This window comes from Pseudomonas sp. S3_B08 (assembly GCF_054667725.1).
The window spans coordinates 564,352-579,770 of the sequence record NZ_CP162750.1; the positions used below are offsets into that span (position 1 = coordinate 564,352).

The following is a 15,419-nucleotide window of genomic DNA, read 5'->3' on the forward strand; positions in this document are numbered from 1 at the left end:
GCCTGCTCGCGAAAGCGCCGTGTCAGTCAATCCTGTAGTCAACTGACAGAATGCTTTCGCGAGCAGGCTCGCTCCCACACTTGTTCCACTGTTGCGCCTTGCCCCAACCCTATCCAGGTGCTAAACCTTGTACAGGTTCGTCAATGACAAGGAAGCCAGTCAATGTCAGTCGTTACAGAAGTCTCTCCAGACCAGAAAAAGCTCACGATCGCCGTCAAAGGCCGGTTCGATTTTGGTCGCCATCAGGAATTTCGCGAGTCGTATGAACGGCTCCCACACAAACCCGAATCCATCGTGGTCGATCTCAAAGAGGCCACTTACCTCGACAGCTCCGCGCTGGGCATGCTGCTTCTGCTGCGTGATCACGCCGGTGGCGACGAGTCGGATATCCGCGTCGTCAACAGCAGCTCCGATGTGAAGAAAATCCTCGCGATTTCCAACTTCGACAAACTCTTCGACATCAGTTGACGCCCATGCAGGCGCAAGAGTCGCTGACTATCCTTATCGCCGAAGACAGTGCCGCCGACCGGCTGCTGCTGTCGACCATTGTCCGCCGTCAAGGTCATCAGGTGCTGACGGCGGCCAATGGTGCGGAGGCGGTCGAATGCTTCCAGCAGCAACAACCCGATCTGGTATTGATGGACGCGCTGATGCCGGTGATGGACGGCTTCGAAGCGGCGCGGCAGATCAAGGCGCTGGCGGGTGAAGCGTTGGTGCCGATCATCTTCCTCACCTCGCTGACCGAGAGTGAAGCGCTGGCCCGTTGTCTGGAGGCTGGCGGTGACGATTTTCTGGCGAAGCCGTACAACCAGGTGATACTCGCCGCCAAAATCAAGGCGATGGATCGCTTGCGTCGCCTTCAGGCCACGGTCCTGCAGCAGCGCGATCTGATCGCGAAACATCATGACTATCTGCTCAACGAACAACGCGTGGCCAAAGCGGTGTTCGACAAGGTCGCGCATTCCGGGTGCCTGAGTGCGCCGAACATTCGGTACCTGCAATCGCCTTACGCCCTGTTCAATGGCGATCTGCTGCTCGCGGCGTACACGCCGGCCGGTGACATGCACGTCATGCTCGGCGATTTCACCGGGCATGGCTTGCCGGCAGCGGTGGGGGCGATGCCGCTGGCCGAAGTGTTTTATGGGATGACCGCCAAGGGCTATGGCCTGGCCGAAACCCTGCGCGAGATGAACGCCAAGCTCAAGCGCATCCTGCCGGTGGACATGTTCTGCTGTGCCACCTTGCTCAGTCTGAGTTTCCAGAGCCGTTCGGTGGAGGTGTGGAACGGTGGCATGCCCGACGGTTACTTGCATCGCATGGCCAGTGGCGAGCGCGTGCCCTTGCCGGCGCGGCATTTGCCCCTGGGGATTCTCAGCGCGCAAGCCTTCGATGACCGTACGGATGTCTATCCGATGGCCGTCGATGATCGAGTGTTTCTGTTATCGGACGGGGTGATCGATACCTGCGATGCCAATGACCAGTTGTTCGGCGTCGAACGCTTGCAGCAGGTGTTTGCGGCGAACCGTGAGCCGGATCGGTTATTCGAGGATATCGAGCAAGCGTTGCGCGATTTTCGTGGGCAGGCCCGTGATGATGTGAGCATGGTCGAAGTCAGTCTGCTCGAGTCGGCCAAGGCCCACGGCGCAGCGCCGGTGTATTCCGACAGCGGCCAGTCGTGCCCGCTGGACTGGTCGGCCAGTTTCGAGTTTCGCGGCGCCACACTCAGGCGCTTCAATCCATTGCCGTTCCTCTTGCAGTTGCTGCTTGAGGTGCATGGCCTGCGCGCGCAAAGCGGGGCGCTGTACAGCGTGCTCGCCGAGTTGTATTCCAATGGGCTGGAGCATGGCGTGCTCGGGCTGGACTCGAGCCTCAAACGCGATGCGGCAGGTTTCGCCCGCTACTATGAAATGCGCGCGGCGCGGTTGGAGGCGCTGCAAGACGGTTTCGTGCGAGTGCATTTGCAGGTCCAGCCGCAAGGCGAGGGTGGGCGGCTGGTCATTCGTGTCGATGACAGTGGCAAGGGGTTTGATGTGGCGCGGGTCATGGAAAGGCCCGTGGATAACGTCCGCTTGTCGGGACGCGGCATCGGTCTGGTCCGGCAACTGGGGCGCAACGCCAGTTGGTCGGACCAAGGTCGTAGTGCCAGCGTGGAGTTTTTCTGGGAGATTGAGGCATAATCCGCCCATTCTTGATCAAGGAGTGAGCAAGTGACAGACGCACATGTAAATCGCGAAGTCCTCGATACTTTGCGCGAGGTGATGGAGGACGGCTATACGGAATTGCTGGAGACTTTTCTGGCAGATTCGCAAAGCCGCCTGCACGAGTTGCAGGACAGCACCAGCGCCAAAGCGCTTTCCGATGTAGCGCATAGCTTCAAGGGCAGCGCCAGCAACATGGGCGCGGTTCGACTGGCCGAGTTGTGCCAGGACCTGGAGTCGAACGCGAAGGACAAAAGCCCGGAAGCGCTCGCTCAGCTAGTCGCCGATATCCATTCTGAATTCGCCGAAGTACGTCCGGTGTACGAAAGCGAAAAGCACCACGCCCACATCCACTGAAGCTGCCGTCCGGCGCTTTTCGCAAGTGTCTGGCCAAACTGGCCCGGCACTTGCAGTCATCTTGCTCAACTGTACCTACGATCCCAGTGCAGCGGAGACCGTGTCATGCCTGCGACCCCCAACATTCTTCTTCAGACCGCCGCTCAGGCCAAGGCGCAAGCCGCCGCTGCCAAATCGTCGGCAATGGCCGCAGACGCCGGGGACAAGGCCTCCAGCTTCGCCAAAGTGTTTGCCGATCAGGCGCCGGCCAAGCCCGCCGTGAGCGCTGACAATGCAGTCAAGCCGGCACGCGATAAGGTCGCGGACAGCAGCGGCAAAAAGGATATCGGCAAAGAGCAGTCTGCCGCGCCCCAGCCAGCAGTTGCCGATAGCGGCAAAGCGTTGCCTGCCGACAAAGCGGCGGCGAGCGACGACGCGACAGCGACTGCCGATGACACCACTGAAACCGTACAAACCCCTGTGGCCGATGCCGCGCCTGTAGACCCGGCCCTTGATCCGGCCCTGGCGCAAGTCGTTCAGCCGTTGGTGGCAGCGCCTGTGGTGCAAGCACCAACAGTCACCACGCCAGCCCAGCCGGAAACCGAAACGCCTGCACTGGCGGTCGTGTCGGGCATGGTCAAAGATCCGGCGGCCACCGACAGCGATTTCGATCCATCGGCCGACCCGCTCGACTCGATGCCGGCCGTGCGCATGGCGATGGAGCAGGGCGGACATATTTCCGCCGCCAGCCAGGCGCAACCGAAAGCTACGCCTGCTCAAGCTCAGGCTGACGGTGAATTGACCGCCGCGCAGAACTTTGCCGCCGGCATGGCCAGCATGCTCGACGTGCAGGCCGACAAGGACAGCACCAGCCAAGGCGGCGAACAAGCTTTCAGCGGGCTGATCGACGATGGTCTGAAGGATCTGAAATCGGCTACCAGCGACACCCGCGTCGATGACTTCGCCAACCGTCTGGCGGCACTGACCCAGGCCGCTACGCCGAAAACCGCCAATGCGCTGCCGGTGAATCAGCCGATCGCCATGCACCAGAGCGGCTGGACCGAAGAAGTGGTCAACCGCGTCATGTACCTGTCCAGCGTCAACCTGAAGGCCGCCGACATTCAGTTGCAGCCGGCGGAGCTTGGGCGTCTGGATATCCGCGTGAACATGGTTCCCGATCAGCAAACCCAGGTCACCTTCATGAGCGCACACCCAAGCGTGCGTGAAGCGCTCGACAGCCAGATGCACCGCCTGCGTGACATGTTCAACCAGCAGGGCATGGGCCAGGTGGACGTCAACGTCGCCGACCAGAACCGTGGCTGGCAGGGGCAGCAAGGTCAGGAACAGGCGCAGCAGGGGCAGAGTGGCCGGACCAGCGCTGCGGGTGGCCGCTTGGATTCGGCGGATGAGGAATTGCCACCGGCTACTGTCGCTGAAGTGGCGGCGCAGACTACCAGCGTAATTGGCAGCAGCGCGGTCGACTATTACGCCTGAGCAAATCAAGAGCCCCCTCACCCTAGCCCTCTCCCAGAGGGAGAGGGGACCGATTGGGGAATCTTGAAGAACTACGCCGACCTGAACGAGCATCGCTGAATCCGTTCGACATTCGGCGGCCTGTTGATTCCCGCTCTGAACTTTCAATCACCTCGGTTGTGCAGGTCGATGTCCAGCCCCATTACATCTCGGTCGGCCCCCTCTCCCTCCGGGAGAGGGCTGGGGTGAGGGTGCTTTTGACTTTAGCGTCGTTCTCGACCTCCGACACTTCTGGCATAACACTTGCTCTTGCCTTGCCGTGCGACTGTGAAACCCCCGATTAGTGACGGATTATTGGCATGGCGAAGAGCGAAGCTGCAGCAGTAAAAGACCCCGCAACCAAAGGCAAACTCAAGCTGATCATCGTGATCGTGCTGGCGTTGCTGGTGGCCATTGGTGCATCCGTCGGGGCGACCTGGTTCTTCATGCACGGCGCGCAAAGCAAGCCTGCCGAGGCCGCTGAAGCAGCGCCGGTCGGCAAGCAGGCGGCGATTTTCGAGCCGATGGCGCCGGCCTTCGTGGCCAACTACAACCAGAACGGCCGTCAGCGCTACATGCAGGTGAGCATCACCATGCTGGCGCGTAATCAGGCCGATCTGGACGCGCTCAAAGTGCACATGCCGGTTATCCGCAACAACCTGGTAATGCTCTTCTCAGGTCAGGATTTCGCCACACTGGCGACCCCGGTCGGCCAGGAGATGTTGCGCCAGAAGGCCACCGCCAGCGTCCAGGAAGTGGCGCAGAAAGAACTGGGCAAAGTGGTCATCGAACAGTTGCTTTTCACTAATTTCGTACTGCAGTAGGAACACGACATGGCCGTGCAGGATCTGCTGTCCCAGGATGAAATCGATGCGCTGCTGCATGGCGTCGATGATGGTCTGGTACAGACCGATAATGCTGCCGAACCCGGCAGTGTCAAAAGCTACGACTTGACCAGTCAGGATCGCATCGTCCGTGGACGCATGCCGACGCTGGAAATGATCAACGAGCGCTTTGCCCGCTACACCCGCATCAGCATGTTCAACATGCTGCGCCGCTCGGCGGACGTGGCTGTCGGTGGCGTGCAGGTGATGAAGTTCGGCGAATACGTGCACTCGCTGTACGTGCCGACCAGCCTCAACCTGGTCAAGATCAAACCGCTGCGCGGCACCGCGCTGTTCATCCTCGACGCCAAACTGGTGTTCAAGCTGGTGGACAACTTCTTCGGTGGTGACGGCCGTCACGCCAAGATCGAAGGGCGTGAGTTCACCCCGACCGAACTGCGCGTAGTGCGCATGGTGCTCGAGCAGGCTTTCGTCGATCTGAAGGAAGCCTGGCAGGCGATCATGGAAGTCAATTTCGAGTACATCAACTCGGAAGTGAACCCGGCCATGGCCAACATCGTCGGCCCGAGCGAAGCGATTGTGGTCTCCACCTTCCACATCGAACTCGATGGCGGTGGCGGCGATCTGCACGTGACCATGCCGTACTCGATGATCGAGCCGGTGCGCGAGATGCTCGACGCCGGTTTCCAGTCCGACCTCGACGATCAGGACGAGCGCTGGGTCAACGCCCTGCGCCAGGACGTACTCGATGTCGACGTGCCGATCGGTGCCACCGTAGCCCGCCGCCAGTTGAAGCTGCGCGACATCCTGCACATGCAACCGGGGGATGTGATCCCGGTCGAGATGCCGGAAGACATGATCATGCGCGCCAACGGCGTGCCGGCCTTCAAGGTCAAGATGGGCTCGCACAAAGGCAACCTCGCGTTGCAGGTGATCGAGCCGATCGAGCGTCGCTGAGGCGGCGCTTTTCACCCCCGTATTTAACCGAATTGTTGCCCGCCGAGGACACATGATGAACGACGATATGAACGCGCAGGACGACCAGGCACTGGCCGATGAATGGGCTGCGGCCCTAGAAGAAACCGGTGATGCCGGCCAGGCTGACATCGATGCACTGCTGGCCGCCGACGCCGGCACTTCCAGCTCCAACCGTCTGCCGATGGAAGAGTTCGGCAGCGTGCCGAAGAACAACGATCCGGTGACCCTCGACGGTCCGAACCTGGACGTGATCCTCGACATTCCGGTGTCGATCTCGATGGAAGTCGGCAGTACCGACATCAACATCCGCAACCTGCTGCAACTCAACCAGGGTTCGGTGATCGAGCTTGATCGTCTGGCCGGTGAGCCGCTCGACGTGCTGGTCAACGGCACCTTGATCGCCCACGGCGAAGTAGTGGTGGTCAACGAGAAGTTCGGCATCCGCCTGACCGACGTGATCAGCCCAAGCGAACGCATCAAGAAGCTGCGCTGAGTGAAAAGGTTTCTCTGGGTGCTGCTGGCATGGCCGTTGAGCGTGCTGGCTGCCGAGCCGGGCGCAACCACTGCCGCGCCTGCCGCCACCGCGCCAATGGTCAACAGCGGCGTGGCCGGTCAGTTGACGCAACTGGTGTTCGGTTTGCTGCTGGTGCTGGGTTTGATCTTCTTCCTCGCCTGGCTGTTGCGCCGCGTGCAGCAGGCGGGGCCAGCGGGCAAGGGCCAGGTAATCGAGCTGATCGGCTCACGCGCGCTCGGTCCGCGTGACCGCTTGATGCTGGTGCAGGTCGGCAACGAGCAGATTCTGCTCGGCCTCAGCCCCGGCACCATCACCGCGCTGCACGTGCTCAAAGAGCCGGTCGAAGTCCCCACCGCCAGTGAAAAAGCGACGCCGGAATTTGCTCAGCATCTGCTGAAGATTCTTGGCAAGGACCAAAAGGATACGAAGTAATGGGTGCGCTCCGCATCGTCTTGACGCTGGTCCTGTTGCTGGCCGCGCCGCTGGCGTTCGCCGCCGATCCGTTGTCGATCCCGGCGATCACGCTGGGCACCAATGCCGACGGCGCGCAGGAATATTCGGTCAGTCTGCAGATCCTGCTGATCATGACCGCGCTGAGCTTTATTCCAGCGGCGGTCATCCTGATGACCAGCTTCACGCGGATCATCATCGTCTTCTCGATATTGCGTCAGGCCCTCGGCCTGCAACAGACGCCGTCGAACCAGATCCTCACCGGCATGGCGCTGTTCCTGACGCTGTTCATCATGGCGCCGGTGTTCGACCGGGTGAACAACGACGCGCTGCAACCGTATCTGGCGGAAACCCTCACCGCCCAGCAAGCGGTGGAAAAGGCTCAGGTGCCGATCAAGGACTTCATGCTCGCGCAGACCCGCACCAGCGATCTGGAGCTGTTCATGCGCCTGTCCAAGCGCACCGACATTGCCAGCCCGGATCAGGCGCCGTTGACCATTCTGGTGCCGGCGTTCGTGACTTCCGAGCTTAAAACCGCCTTCCAGATCGGCTTCATGATCTTCATTCCGTTCCTGATCATCGACCTCGTCGTGGCGAGCGTGCTGATGGCCATGGGTATGATGATGCTCTCGCCGCTGATCATCTCGCTGCCGTTCAAGATCATGCTGTTCGTGCTGGTCGATGGCTGGGCGCTGATCATCGGTACTCTGGCCAGCAGTTTTGGAGGTGTTTCGCCATGACGCCGGAAGTCGCGGTCGATATCTTTCGTGAAGCCCTGTGGCTGACCACCATGATGGTTGCCATCCTGGTGGTGCCGAGCCTTCTGGTCGGCCTGCTGGTGTCGATGTTCCAGGCCGCCACGCAGATCAACGAACAGACCCTGAGCTTCCTGCCGCGTCTGCTGGTGATGCTGGTGACCCTGATCATCGGCGGTCCGTGGATCGTGCAGACGTTCATGGAATACATCATCCAGCTGTACAAAAACATTCCGATGGTCATCGGCTAAGCCATGCAATCGCTGCTTCAGCTGACCGACACCCAGATCAGCACCTGGGTGGCGTCGTTCATGTTGCCGTTGTTTCGCGTGGCGTCGATGCTGATGGTCATGCCGGTGTTCGGCACCACCCTGATCCCGCGCCGCGTGCGCCTGTATTTCGCCGTGGCGATCACCGTGGTCATCACCCCGGCGCTGCCGCCGATGCCCGCCGTCAGCCCACTCGATCTCAGCGGCCTGTTGCTGATCGGCGAGCAGATTCTGGTGGGCGCCGTACTCGGCTTTTCCCTGCAACTGTTCTTCCAGGCTTTCGCCGTCGCCGGGCAGATTGTTGCGATCCAGATGGGCATGGGCTTCGCCTCGATGATCGACCCTACCAACGGCGTTTCGGTGGCGGTGATCGGGCAGTTCTTCACCATGCTGGTGACGTTGCTGTTCCTGTCGATGAACGGCCATCTGGTGGTATTCGAAGTCCTCACTGAAAGTTTCACCACGCTGCCGGTCGGCGGCGGTTTGATGGTTGCGCATTACTGGGAACTGGCCGGCAAACTCGGCTGGGTCCTCGGCGCCGCATTGCTGCTGGTGTTGCCGGCCGTCACCGCACTGTTGGTGGTCAACATCGCCTTCGGCGTGATGACCCGCGCCGCGCCGCAACTGAACATCTTCTCGATCGGTTTTCCGCTGACCCTGGTGCTCGGCCTGTTCATCGTCTGGGTCGGCCTTGCGGATATTCTCAACCAGTATCAACCGCTGGCCAGCGAGGCCTTGCAGTTGCTACGCGAACTGGCACGGGCGCGCTGAGTCATGGCAGAGAGCGAGAGCGGTCAGGACAAGACAGAAGACCCCACGGAGAAACGCAAAAAGGACTCCCGTGAGAAGGGTGAGATTGCCCGTTCCAAAGAGCTCAACACCCTCGCCGTGATGATGGCCGGCGCCTCTGCGCTGCTGATTTTCGGCGGCATGCTTGCGCAAGAAATGATGGACGTGATGCGCCTGAACTTCACCCTGTCCCGCGAAGTGGTCATGGATCAGGGCGCCATGGGCCGGTTTTTGCTGGAGTCGGGCCTGATCGCCTTGCTGGCGATTCAGCCGGTGATGATAACCCTGTTGCTCGCCGCCATCATCGGGCCAATCTCCCTGGGTGGCTGGCTGTTCGCGGCAAGTTCGCTGGCACCCAAATTCAGCCGGATGAACCCGGCCGCCGGCCTCAAACGGATGTTCTCGTTCAAGGCTGTGGTTGAACTGCTCAAGGCCCTGGCCAAGTTTCTGATTACCTTGGGGGTGGCGCTGTTGGTGTTGTCCGCCGACGTCGACGACTTGCTGCGCATCGCCCACGAACCACTGGACATGGCGATCATCCACAGCGTCTTGCTGGTGGGCTGGAGCACGCTGTGGCTGGCCTGCGGTCTGATCATCATCGCCGCCGTCGACGTGCCGGTGCAGATCTGGGAGAGCATGAAGAAGCTCAAGATGACCAAGCAGGAAGTGCGCGACGAGCACAAGGATCAGGAAGGCCGCCCGGAGGTCAAGCAACGCATTCGCCAGACCCAGCGCGAAATGTCCCAGCGACGGATGATGGCGGCGATTCCCGAAGCCGACGTGGTCATCACCAACCCGACCCACTACGCGGTCGCGCTCAAGTACGACTCGGAGAAGGGCGGCGCACCGGTGCTGCTGGCCAAGGGCAGCGACTTCATCGCCCTGAAAATCCGCGAAATCGCAGTGGCCAACAACGTCATGCTGCTCGAGTCGCCTGCGCTGGCGCGCTCGATCTATTACTCAACTGAGCTTGAGCAGGAAATTCCTGGCGGGCTGTATCTGGCAGTGGCGCAGGTATTGGCCTACGTCTATCAGATTCGCCAACACCAGGCGGGCAAGGGCAAGCGGCCGGACCCGTTGAAGGATGATCTGCCGATTCCGCCGGATTTGCGTCGGGATTCCTGACGTTGCTGCGCAGCCTTTTGTCTGAGATTCCCCTTTACTGTCAACTCTGACAGGTGCAGTCGCCGTGATTTTGCAGTTTGATGCAAGATGCAGCTGCGTACTGGCGCGGTCAGGCGAGCGAGTGCAAGGGAGCACGACGATGAAAGGTATTTTCAGCAGCTACGATGAAAAAACCGGCAAAGGCACCATCACGCCGAAGCCGACGGGACGATGCCTTTCCTTTGCCGAAGCCACGGGTTTTTTTCTGACTGCCAAAGAGTACCGATTCAGCGTTCCATTGGCTGAGGCCTTGCAGGCGAAGATCAAAGTGGGCGGCGAAGTCGAGTTCGAATTGCCCAGAACCAAAAATGGGAAAGTGAAAATCCTTCGGTATTGAGCAACCGATCGCAAAGCCCCGAAACGAAAAAACGCCGCCCTTATTCAACGATGCGGCGTTTTCTTATGCCTGAAGACATGCATCGGCTACCGGGTCGCTTTCGCGAGCAGGCTCGCTCCCACAGGTCCGTCGTCTAGACAAAAGGTTTGTGATCGACGCCAATCTCTGTGGGAGCGAGCCTGCTCGTGAAGACGTCAGCCTCCACAGCGCTTTACTCAAGCTCGTCAAAAATCCCTGCTACTGCGGCAACTCCAGATTCTCCAGCACATGACTCACCGCCCGACTCACTGCCAGCTCGCCGAGCACAATTAGTTGCGCGATTCCCAGCAGGGTTCTGCGCTGTGATGCGGATTGAGGTTGGCGAAGTCATTGGTGATGGTTCTGGCCGAGGCAAGGCTGTCGCAGCCGTTGGCCAGCAGGTCTTCACTTTTGGCGTCGGCGGTAACGGCATACAAGGCGATCGCCGCTCCTGCGTCAAACTCATTCCGGTAACAAGCACCAACCATGTGCTTGGGAGTTGTTGCCGGTGAAGCAGGAAATTGTCCAGGCATTTGGATTATTGGTTACTACCGAAAGGTAGTGCCCAGCGCCGCATCCATCAGTTCGGCATAACCAGCCGCCTGCGCTGGACACCAGTGGCCTGAATTTGACTTTAAGAACATCGATGGCTGCATTCGAAACGGGTGATCCACCTATCGAATTCATCCAATTAATGGCTGCACCGATGCTGTAGGTATGGGTAGGTGTCATAACAAGGCGAGTAACATTCTGCACTCTGACGGGGAACGAAACTTCTCGTTGCGTGCTGTTTTCTCGTACCGTAATAGTCGCACTGCCGTTTTTGCAGCCGCTGACCAGTCCGTTGCTGTCGACTGTCGCTACATCTGTAGAACTGGAGAAATAGGCATAGTCACCATCGCCAGAGGTTGGTGAGCGCGTTTGGGTTGTTCCGGGTGCTGGAGTTCCGGTCAGAGCAAGAAAGTCAGCATTGATGTTCAGACCATTAAGCTCCATGAGGACGGTTTCTATGGTGAAAGGATGTAATGCCTTGACGGTATAAATACGCGACGGCAGAACTACCGCCTTAGCGGCATCGGCGACCCCATCAAGGTTTACTTTCACGGTTGTCGTCTGCTTCGTCCCGTCCTTGAGAGCCTTGAGCCATTCAATTGGCGCTTCCACTGACAAGCCGTTCGCTGATTCATTGAACTCTCCCGACCTCACATGCTTGCTGACGGCATTGCCATTCTTGTCAAAGCCGGCACACGTTACCCAAATCGGTTGTCTTGGTTCGAACAGCGGCCATCGCGCCGCAAGAATCCGCGCTTCTGGTGAGAGTTCTGTGGTGTTCAGTAAGTCGCCGGTATTGCCGGCAATGTCAGGCGTCGGCAAACGCGGGTCTCCATCGGCGATTTTCATAACATCAAAATTGGCAGATGGTGATTCGTAGGCTGGTACCCCAGCGCGAATCAAATCCCACCGCAACTCAATCGCCTTGCCATGCCAAGCCGCCAGAAACGCAGCGCTCAATGAAATCTCTGCAATCCCACCAACAAAATCCACCACCGGAAACGGCGGCGCACCGGCCGGCGCGTTCACCTGGACGAATTGAGCTTTATCGTCTTTCTCTGCTGCGAAGCCTGTTATCTGAAGCTTCACTCCATCCGGATTAGCCAAAACGTCAATCGGCACTGTGGGCGGGTTCAAGGTCGGGGGTGGCAGGTCAAGTTGCAGGCCAATGACGGTATACACCTGATCCGGAAACCGCGTGGCGCTAGCGAAGTCATTGCTCTTGTCCTCCGATACCCAGAATTCCAGTTTCAACAGCGATCCTTCTTTCAATTCTTTCAGAAAAGCTATGAGCAGCGGTTTATCCCAGAACCCCTGACTGACCCAGGTCGCATTCACCTTGTGGGTGTCACCATTCCAGAATTGCAGGACGTGCGCCGAGCCGTCAGGTTTCTGGCCGGTGAGCTTCAACCACACCTGCTGACCGACCTGGATTCCCGTCCAGTCGCGTGCTCGCAGCGTGGCGTCCTGGCCCCTCAGTGCGGCCACGTCGAGCATGCCGTCCACGGCCTCAGCGATTATCGGCGAGTTGTACACCTTCTGATTGGCGGTGATAGTGATCGGGGTCGTCGCCGACTCATTGTTGTTGGTCAATTGATCGCGCACCCTGGCGAAGACCGAATGGGTGCCGTCGCCAATCAACTGCAATTCGGCAGCCGTCAGGGTATGGTTGATCGGGCTTGTGGGGTTGGCAAATGTGATGCTCCAGGTGCCTATGGTGAGCGTGACCGTGTCGTGAGGCCGTGGGTAACCGACGGTGATCGTGATGACTGCCGTCTGCCCCGGTGCGACGCTGGGTGGATGGCTGACGGTGACGGTAGGCGCCGGGTTGTTGTAGAGCAGCTTGAGTGTGGGTGAGTCAGCGTCGTTACCGCTGGCTCGGGTCACTCTGTAGCGGACATCGTTGACACCGTTTGTGAACCAGCTCGCCGGCACGTGCAAAAGAATGCGTTCCTGCTCCTCACCGGGATAGATGGTTTTGCTGATGCCGGTGTTGACTCCGTTGACAAAAATAGTCACGACGTCATAAGCCGCCATGACCCAATTCCGCAAGCCGGTTATGGGGTCGATGACAAGTTCTACCCCAGATGGAGTGAATGCCGAGAGAGGAAGGCCACCGTCGGCAGTACCTGGAGGCAGCACCGGTGTTATCCATTGCGGGGGGTACACGGGATACAAGGCCAGGGCTGCGTTGGCTTCGGTTGAATAGACTTGAACGCTCATTCTGTTCTCCTCGAACACTGGTGATGAACAATGGCGGGCAAGGTTCATCACAGCGCAGAACGAGGCGTCCGTCACCTGTCAGATCTGACAGGTGGGGACGGTTTTCCGACCAATGGTATCGCTTTGTGTGTGTTTTTTTTGCGAACTCCGGAGCTTGGATTAACCTTTTTTATTGATTCAGGTGCGGGGCGGCTTATCGTACACATCTAAAATTGTCGATGGCGATCGCGTCATTATTTGTGATTATTTCCACTCGAGCAACATCAGTGCCTCTAAATTCGATAAGTTGCGCGGGATCTTTTACTGTGGGAGTCAGAAGTTGATATCCTAGGAAAGATCCTTTTGAATCATAATAGTTTGCCCTGTTTGTTACGTTTCCCCAGGCTTGATAAAAGCTGATGTATGTGAATGCATGTTTAAAGTTAAAGTGTATTTGGCAGGTTCCCAGTGATGTAAAAACTACTTGCCTCTCAATGTTTTGTAATGGGGGGTCACCGCTGCCACTTGCCGGCGATATTGATATGGGGTGCGACGAAGATATATTAGTGATAGTGACATACTGCGTTTCGAGTGACTCCCCGGTGTACAGTGCTCGAGACGGCTCATTATCAAAGTTTATGATTATCTCGTTTGGAATTATAATGAGAGTGAGGATTAACGTCGGAAGCATTATGGTCGGAATGCCGTTGCTTGAGGCAAATTCTACCCATGCTTTAATTTGAATCTCTTCGTTGTCCTTAAGTTTATTGAGCTCGCTTCTTGATAGGCTCTCTATAAAACCGTGTTCGATATTTTCCGCAGTGATTTGATGGTTGGTCAGAAGCTCGATTGTGTGGGGGGTGCCAGAGTTGTCGACTCCAATGCACTGTAGATTAATAATCTGATCCGTCGAAATGCCAGTCCAGTGATCTAATGTCACTTCCGCATCGCCCGTGAAGCTGTTTAAGTTTAACGTTTTATTATCCTGTGCCTGGGTCACGTTCGGCGTTGGCAAGCGGGGATCTGCATCAGCGATAATCCTGACATCAAAGCCGGCTATTGCTGATGCCCCGGCCGGTTGTCCAGCGCGAATCAAATCCCACCGAAACTCAATCGCCTTGCCATGCCAAGCCGCCAGAAACGCAGCGCTCAATGAAATCTCTGCAATCCCACCAACAAAATCCACCACCGGAAACGGCGGCGCACCGGCCGGCGCGTTCACCTGGACGAATTGAGCCTTATCGTCTTTCTCTGCTGCGAAGCCTGTTATCTGAAGCTTCACTCCATCCGGATTAGCCAAAACGTCAATCGGCACTGTGGGCGGGTTCAAGGTTGGGGGTGGCAGGACAAGTTGCAGGCCAATGACGGTATACACCTGATACGGAAACTGCGTGGCGCTAGCGAAGTCATTGCTCTTGTCCTCCGATACCCAGAATTCCAGTTTCAACAGCGATCCTTCTTTCAATTCTTTCAGAAAAGCTATGAGCAGCGGTTTATCCCAGAACCCCTGACTGACCCAGGTCGCATTCACCTTGTGGGTGTCACCATTCCAGAATTGCAGGACGTGCGCCGAGCCGTCAGGTTTCTGGCCGGTGAGCTTCAACCACACCTGCTGACCGACCTGGATTCCCGTCCAGTCGCGTGCTCGCAGCGTGGCGTCCTGGCCCCTCAGTGCGGCCACGTCGAGCATGCCGTCCACGGCCTCAGCGATTATCGGCGAGTTGTACACCTTCTGATTGGCGGTGATAGTGATCGGGGTCGTCGCCGACTCATTGTTGTTGGTCAATTGATCGCGCACCCTGGCGAAGACCGAATGGGTGCCGTCGCCAATCAACTGCAATTCGGCAGCCGTCAGGGTATGGTTGATCGGGCTTGTGGGGTTGGGAAATGTGATGCTCCAGGTGCCTATGGTGAGCGTGACCGTGTCGTGAGGCCGTGAGTAACCGACGGTGATCGTGATGACTGCCGTCTGCCCCGGTGCGACGCTGGGTGGATGGCTGACGGTGACGGTAGGCGCCGGGTTGTTGTAGAGCAGCTTGAGTGTGGGTGAGTCAGCGTCGTTACCGCTGGCTCGGGTCACTCTGTAGCGGACATCGTTGACACCGTTTGTGAACCAGCTCGCCGGCACGTGCAAAAGAATGCGTTCCTGCTCCTCACCGGGATAGATGGTTTTGCTGATGCCGGTGTTGACTCCGTTGACAAAAATAGTCACGACGTCATAAGCCGCCATGACCCAATTCCGCAAGCCGGTTATGGGGTCGATGACAAGTTCGACCCCAGATGGAGTGAATGCCGAGAGAGGAAGGCCACCATCAGCAGTACCTGGAGGCAGCACCGGTGTTATCCATTGCGGGGGGTACACGGGATACAAGGCCAGGGCAGCGTTGGCTTCGGTTGAATGGACTTGAACGCTCATTCTGTTCTCCAGGAACAATGGCAGGCAAGGTTCATCACAACGCAAAACGAGGCGCCCGTCACCTGTCAGATCTGACAGGTGGGG

Annotated in this window: 15 protein-coding genes and 1 pseudogene; 13 read left to right on the forward strand and 3 right to left on the reverse strand. The window is 58.4% G+C overall.

The window, feature by feature from the left end:
* Positions 1-162: 162 nt before the first annotated feature.
* The 13 genes from AB4N73_RS02655 to AB4N73_RS02715 all read left to right on the forward strand — a co-directional run bounded on the left by AB4N73_RS02655 (position 163) and on the right by AB4N73_RS02715 (position 10,147).
* Complete coding sequence (locus tag AB4N73_RS02655) at positions 163-468, forward strand: STAS domain-containing protein (protein WP_016771075.1); 306 nt, start codon at positions 163-165, stop codon at positions 466-468.
* A 5-nt stretch (positions 469-473) separates the two neighbouring features.
* The gene (locus AB4N73_RS02660) at positions 474-2,177 is read left to right on the forward strand and encodes an ATP-binding SpoIIE family protein phosphatase (RefSeq protein WP_460142894.1); all 1,704 of its coding nucleotides are present in this window, start codon (positions 474-476) and stop codon (positions 2,175-2,177) included.
* 30 nt (positions 2,178-2,207) lie between these two features.
* The gene (locus AB4N73_RS02665) at positions 2,208-2,555 is read left to right on the forward strand and encodes an Hpt domain-containing protein (RefSeq protein ID WP_056783810.1); all 348 of its coding nucleotides are present in this window, start codon (positions 2,208-2,210) and stop codon (positions 2,553-2,555) included.
* Between the two features lie 105 nt (positions 2,556-2,660).
* Complete coding sequence (locus AB4N73_RS02670; RefSeq protein WP_460142895.1) at positions 2,661-4,028, forward strand: flagellar hook-length control protein FliK; 1,368 nt, start codon at positions 2,661-2,663, stop codon at positions 4,026-4,028.
* A gap of 338 nt (positions 4,029-4,366) precedes the next feature.
* Positions 4,367-4,870 (forward strand): flagellar basal body-associated protein FliL, encoded by a 504-nt coding sequence (fliL, locus tag AB4N73_RS02675; protein ID WP_016771071.1) that lies wholly within the window; start codon positions 4,367-4,369, stop codon positions 4,868-4,870.
* A 9-nt stretch (positions 4,871-4,879) separates the two neighbouring features.
* Positions 4,880-5,848 carry a flagellar motor switch protein FliM gene (fliM, locus tag AB4N73_RS02680; protein ID WP_003222890.1) on the forward strand — a complete coding sequence of 323 codons (969 nt, stop codon included), beginning with the start codon at positions 4,880-4,882 and terminating at the stop codon, positions 5,846-5,848.
* 55 nt (positions 5,849-5,903) lie between these two features.
* On the forward strand, positions 5,904-6,362 hold the full coding sequence (fliN, locus tag AB4N73_RS02685) for a flagellar motor switch protein FliN (RefSeq protein ID WP_016771070.1): 459 nt from the start codon (positions 5,904-5,906) through the stop codon (positions 6,360-6,362).
* Complete coding sequence (gene fliO / locus AB4N73_RS02690; RefSeq protein WP_016771069.1) at positions 6,363-6,815, forward strand: flagellar biosynthetic protein FliO; 453 nt, start codon at positions 6,363-6,365, stop codon at positions 6,813-6,815.
* Positions 6,815-7,573 (forward strand): flagellar type III secretion system pore protein FliP, encoded by a 759-nt coding sequence (gene fliP / locus AB4N73_RS02695; protein WP_016771068.1) that lies wholly within the window; start codon positions 6,815-6,817, stop codon positions 7,571-7,573. Before fliO ends, fliP begins: the two co-directional genes overlap by 1 nt.
* The gene (gene fliQ, locus AB4N73_RS02700; RefSeq protein WP_016771067.1) at positions 7,570-7,839 is read left to right on the forward strand and encodes a flagellar biosynthesis protein FliQ; all 270 of its coding nucleotides are present in this window, start codon (positions 7,570-7,572) and stop codon (positions 7,837-7,839) included. Before fliP ends, fliQ begins: the two co-directional genes overlap by 4 nt.
* 3 nt (positions 7,840-7,842) lie before the next feature.
* Positions 7,843-8,628, forward strand: coding sequence for a flagellar biosynthetic protein FliR (fliR, locus tag AB4N73_RS02705; protein WP_016771066.1), 786 nt, complete (start codon positions 7,843-7,845; stop codon positions 8,626-8,628).
* A gap of 3 nt (positions 8,629-8,631) precedes the next feature.
* Positions 8,632-9,771, forward strand: a complete 1,140-nt coding sequence (gene flhB / locus AB4N73_RS02710) for a flagellar biosynthesis protein FlhB (protein WP_016771065.1) — start codon at positions 8,632-8,634, stop codon at positions 9,769-9,771.
* A 139-nt stretch (positions 9,772-9,910) separates the two neighbouring features.
* Positions 9,911-10,147, forward strand: a complete 237-nt coding sequence (locus tag AB4N73_RS02715) for a hypothetical protein (protein WP_150636666.1) — start codon at positions 9,911-9,913, stop codon at positions 10,145-10,147.
* A gap of 237 nt (positions 10,148-10,384) precedes the next feature.
* Here the strand turns inward: AB4N73_RS02715 and AB4N73_RS02720 are convergent.
* The 3 genes and pseudogenes from AB4N73_RS02720 to AB4N73_RS02730 form a co-directional block, all read right to left on the reverse strand.
* Positions 10,385-10,602: pseudogene (locus AB4N73_RS02720) on the reverse strand (DUF6124 family protein); the annotation flags it as partial.
* A gap of 25 nt (positions 10,603-10,627) precedes the next feature.
* The gene (locus AB4N73_RS02725) at positions 10,628-12,940 is read right to left on the reverse strand and encodes an Ig-like domain-containing protein (protein WP_460142896.1); all 2,313 of its coding nucleotides are present in this window, start codon (positions 12,938-12,940) and stop codon (positions 10,628-10,630) included.
* 193 nt (positions 12,941-13,133) lie between these two features.
* Positions 13,134-15,335 (reverse strand): Ig-like domain-containing protein, encoded by a 2,202-nt coding sequence (locus AB4N73_RS02730; RefSeq protein ID WP_460060245.1) that lies wholly within the window; start codon positions 15,333-15,335, stop codon positions 13,134-13,136.
* Positions 15,336-15,419 lie beyond the last annotated feature (84 nt).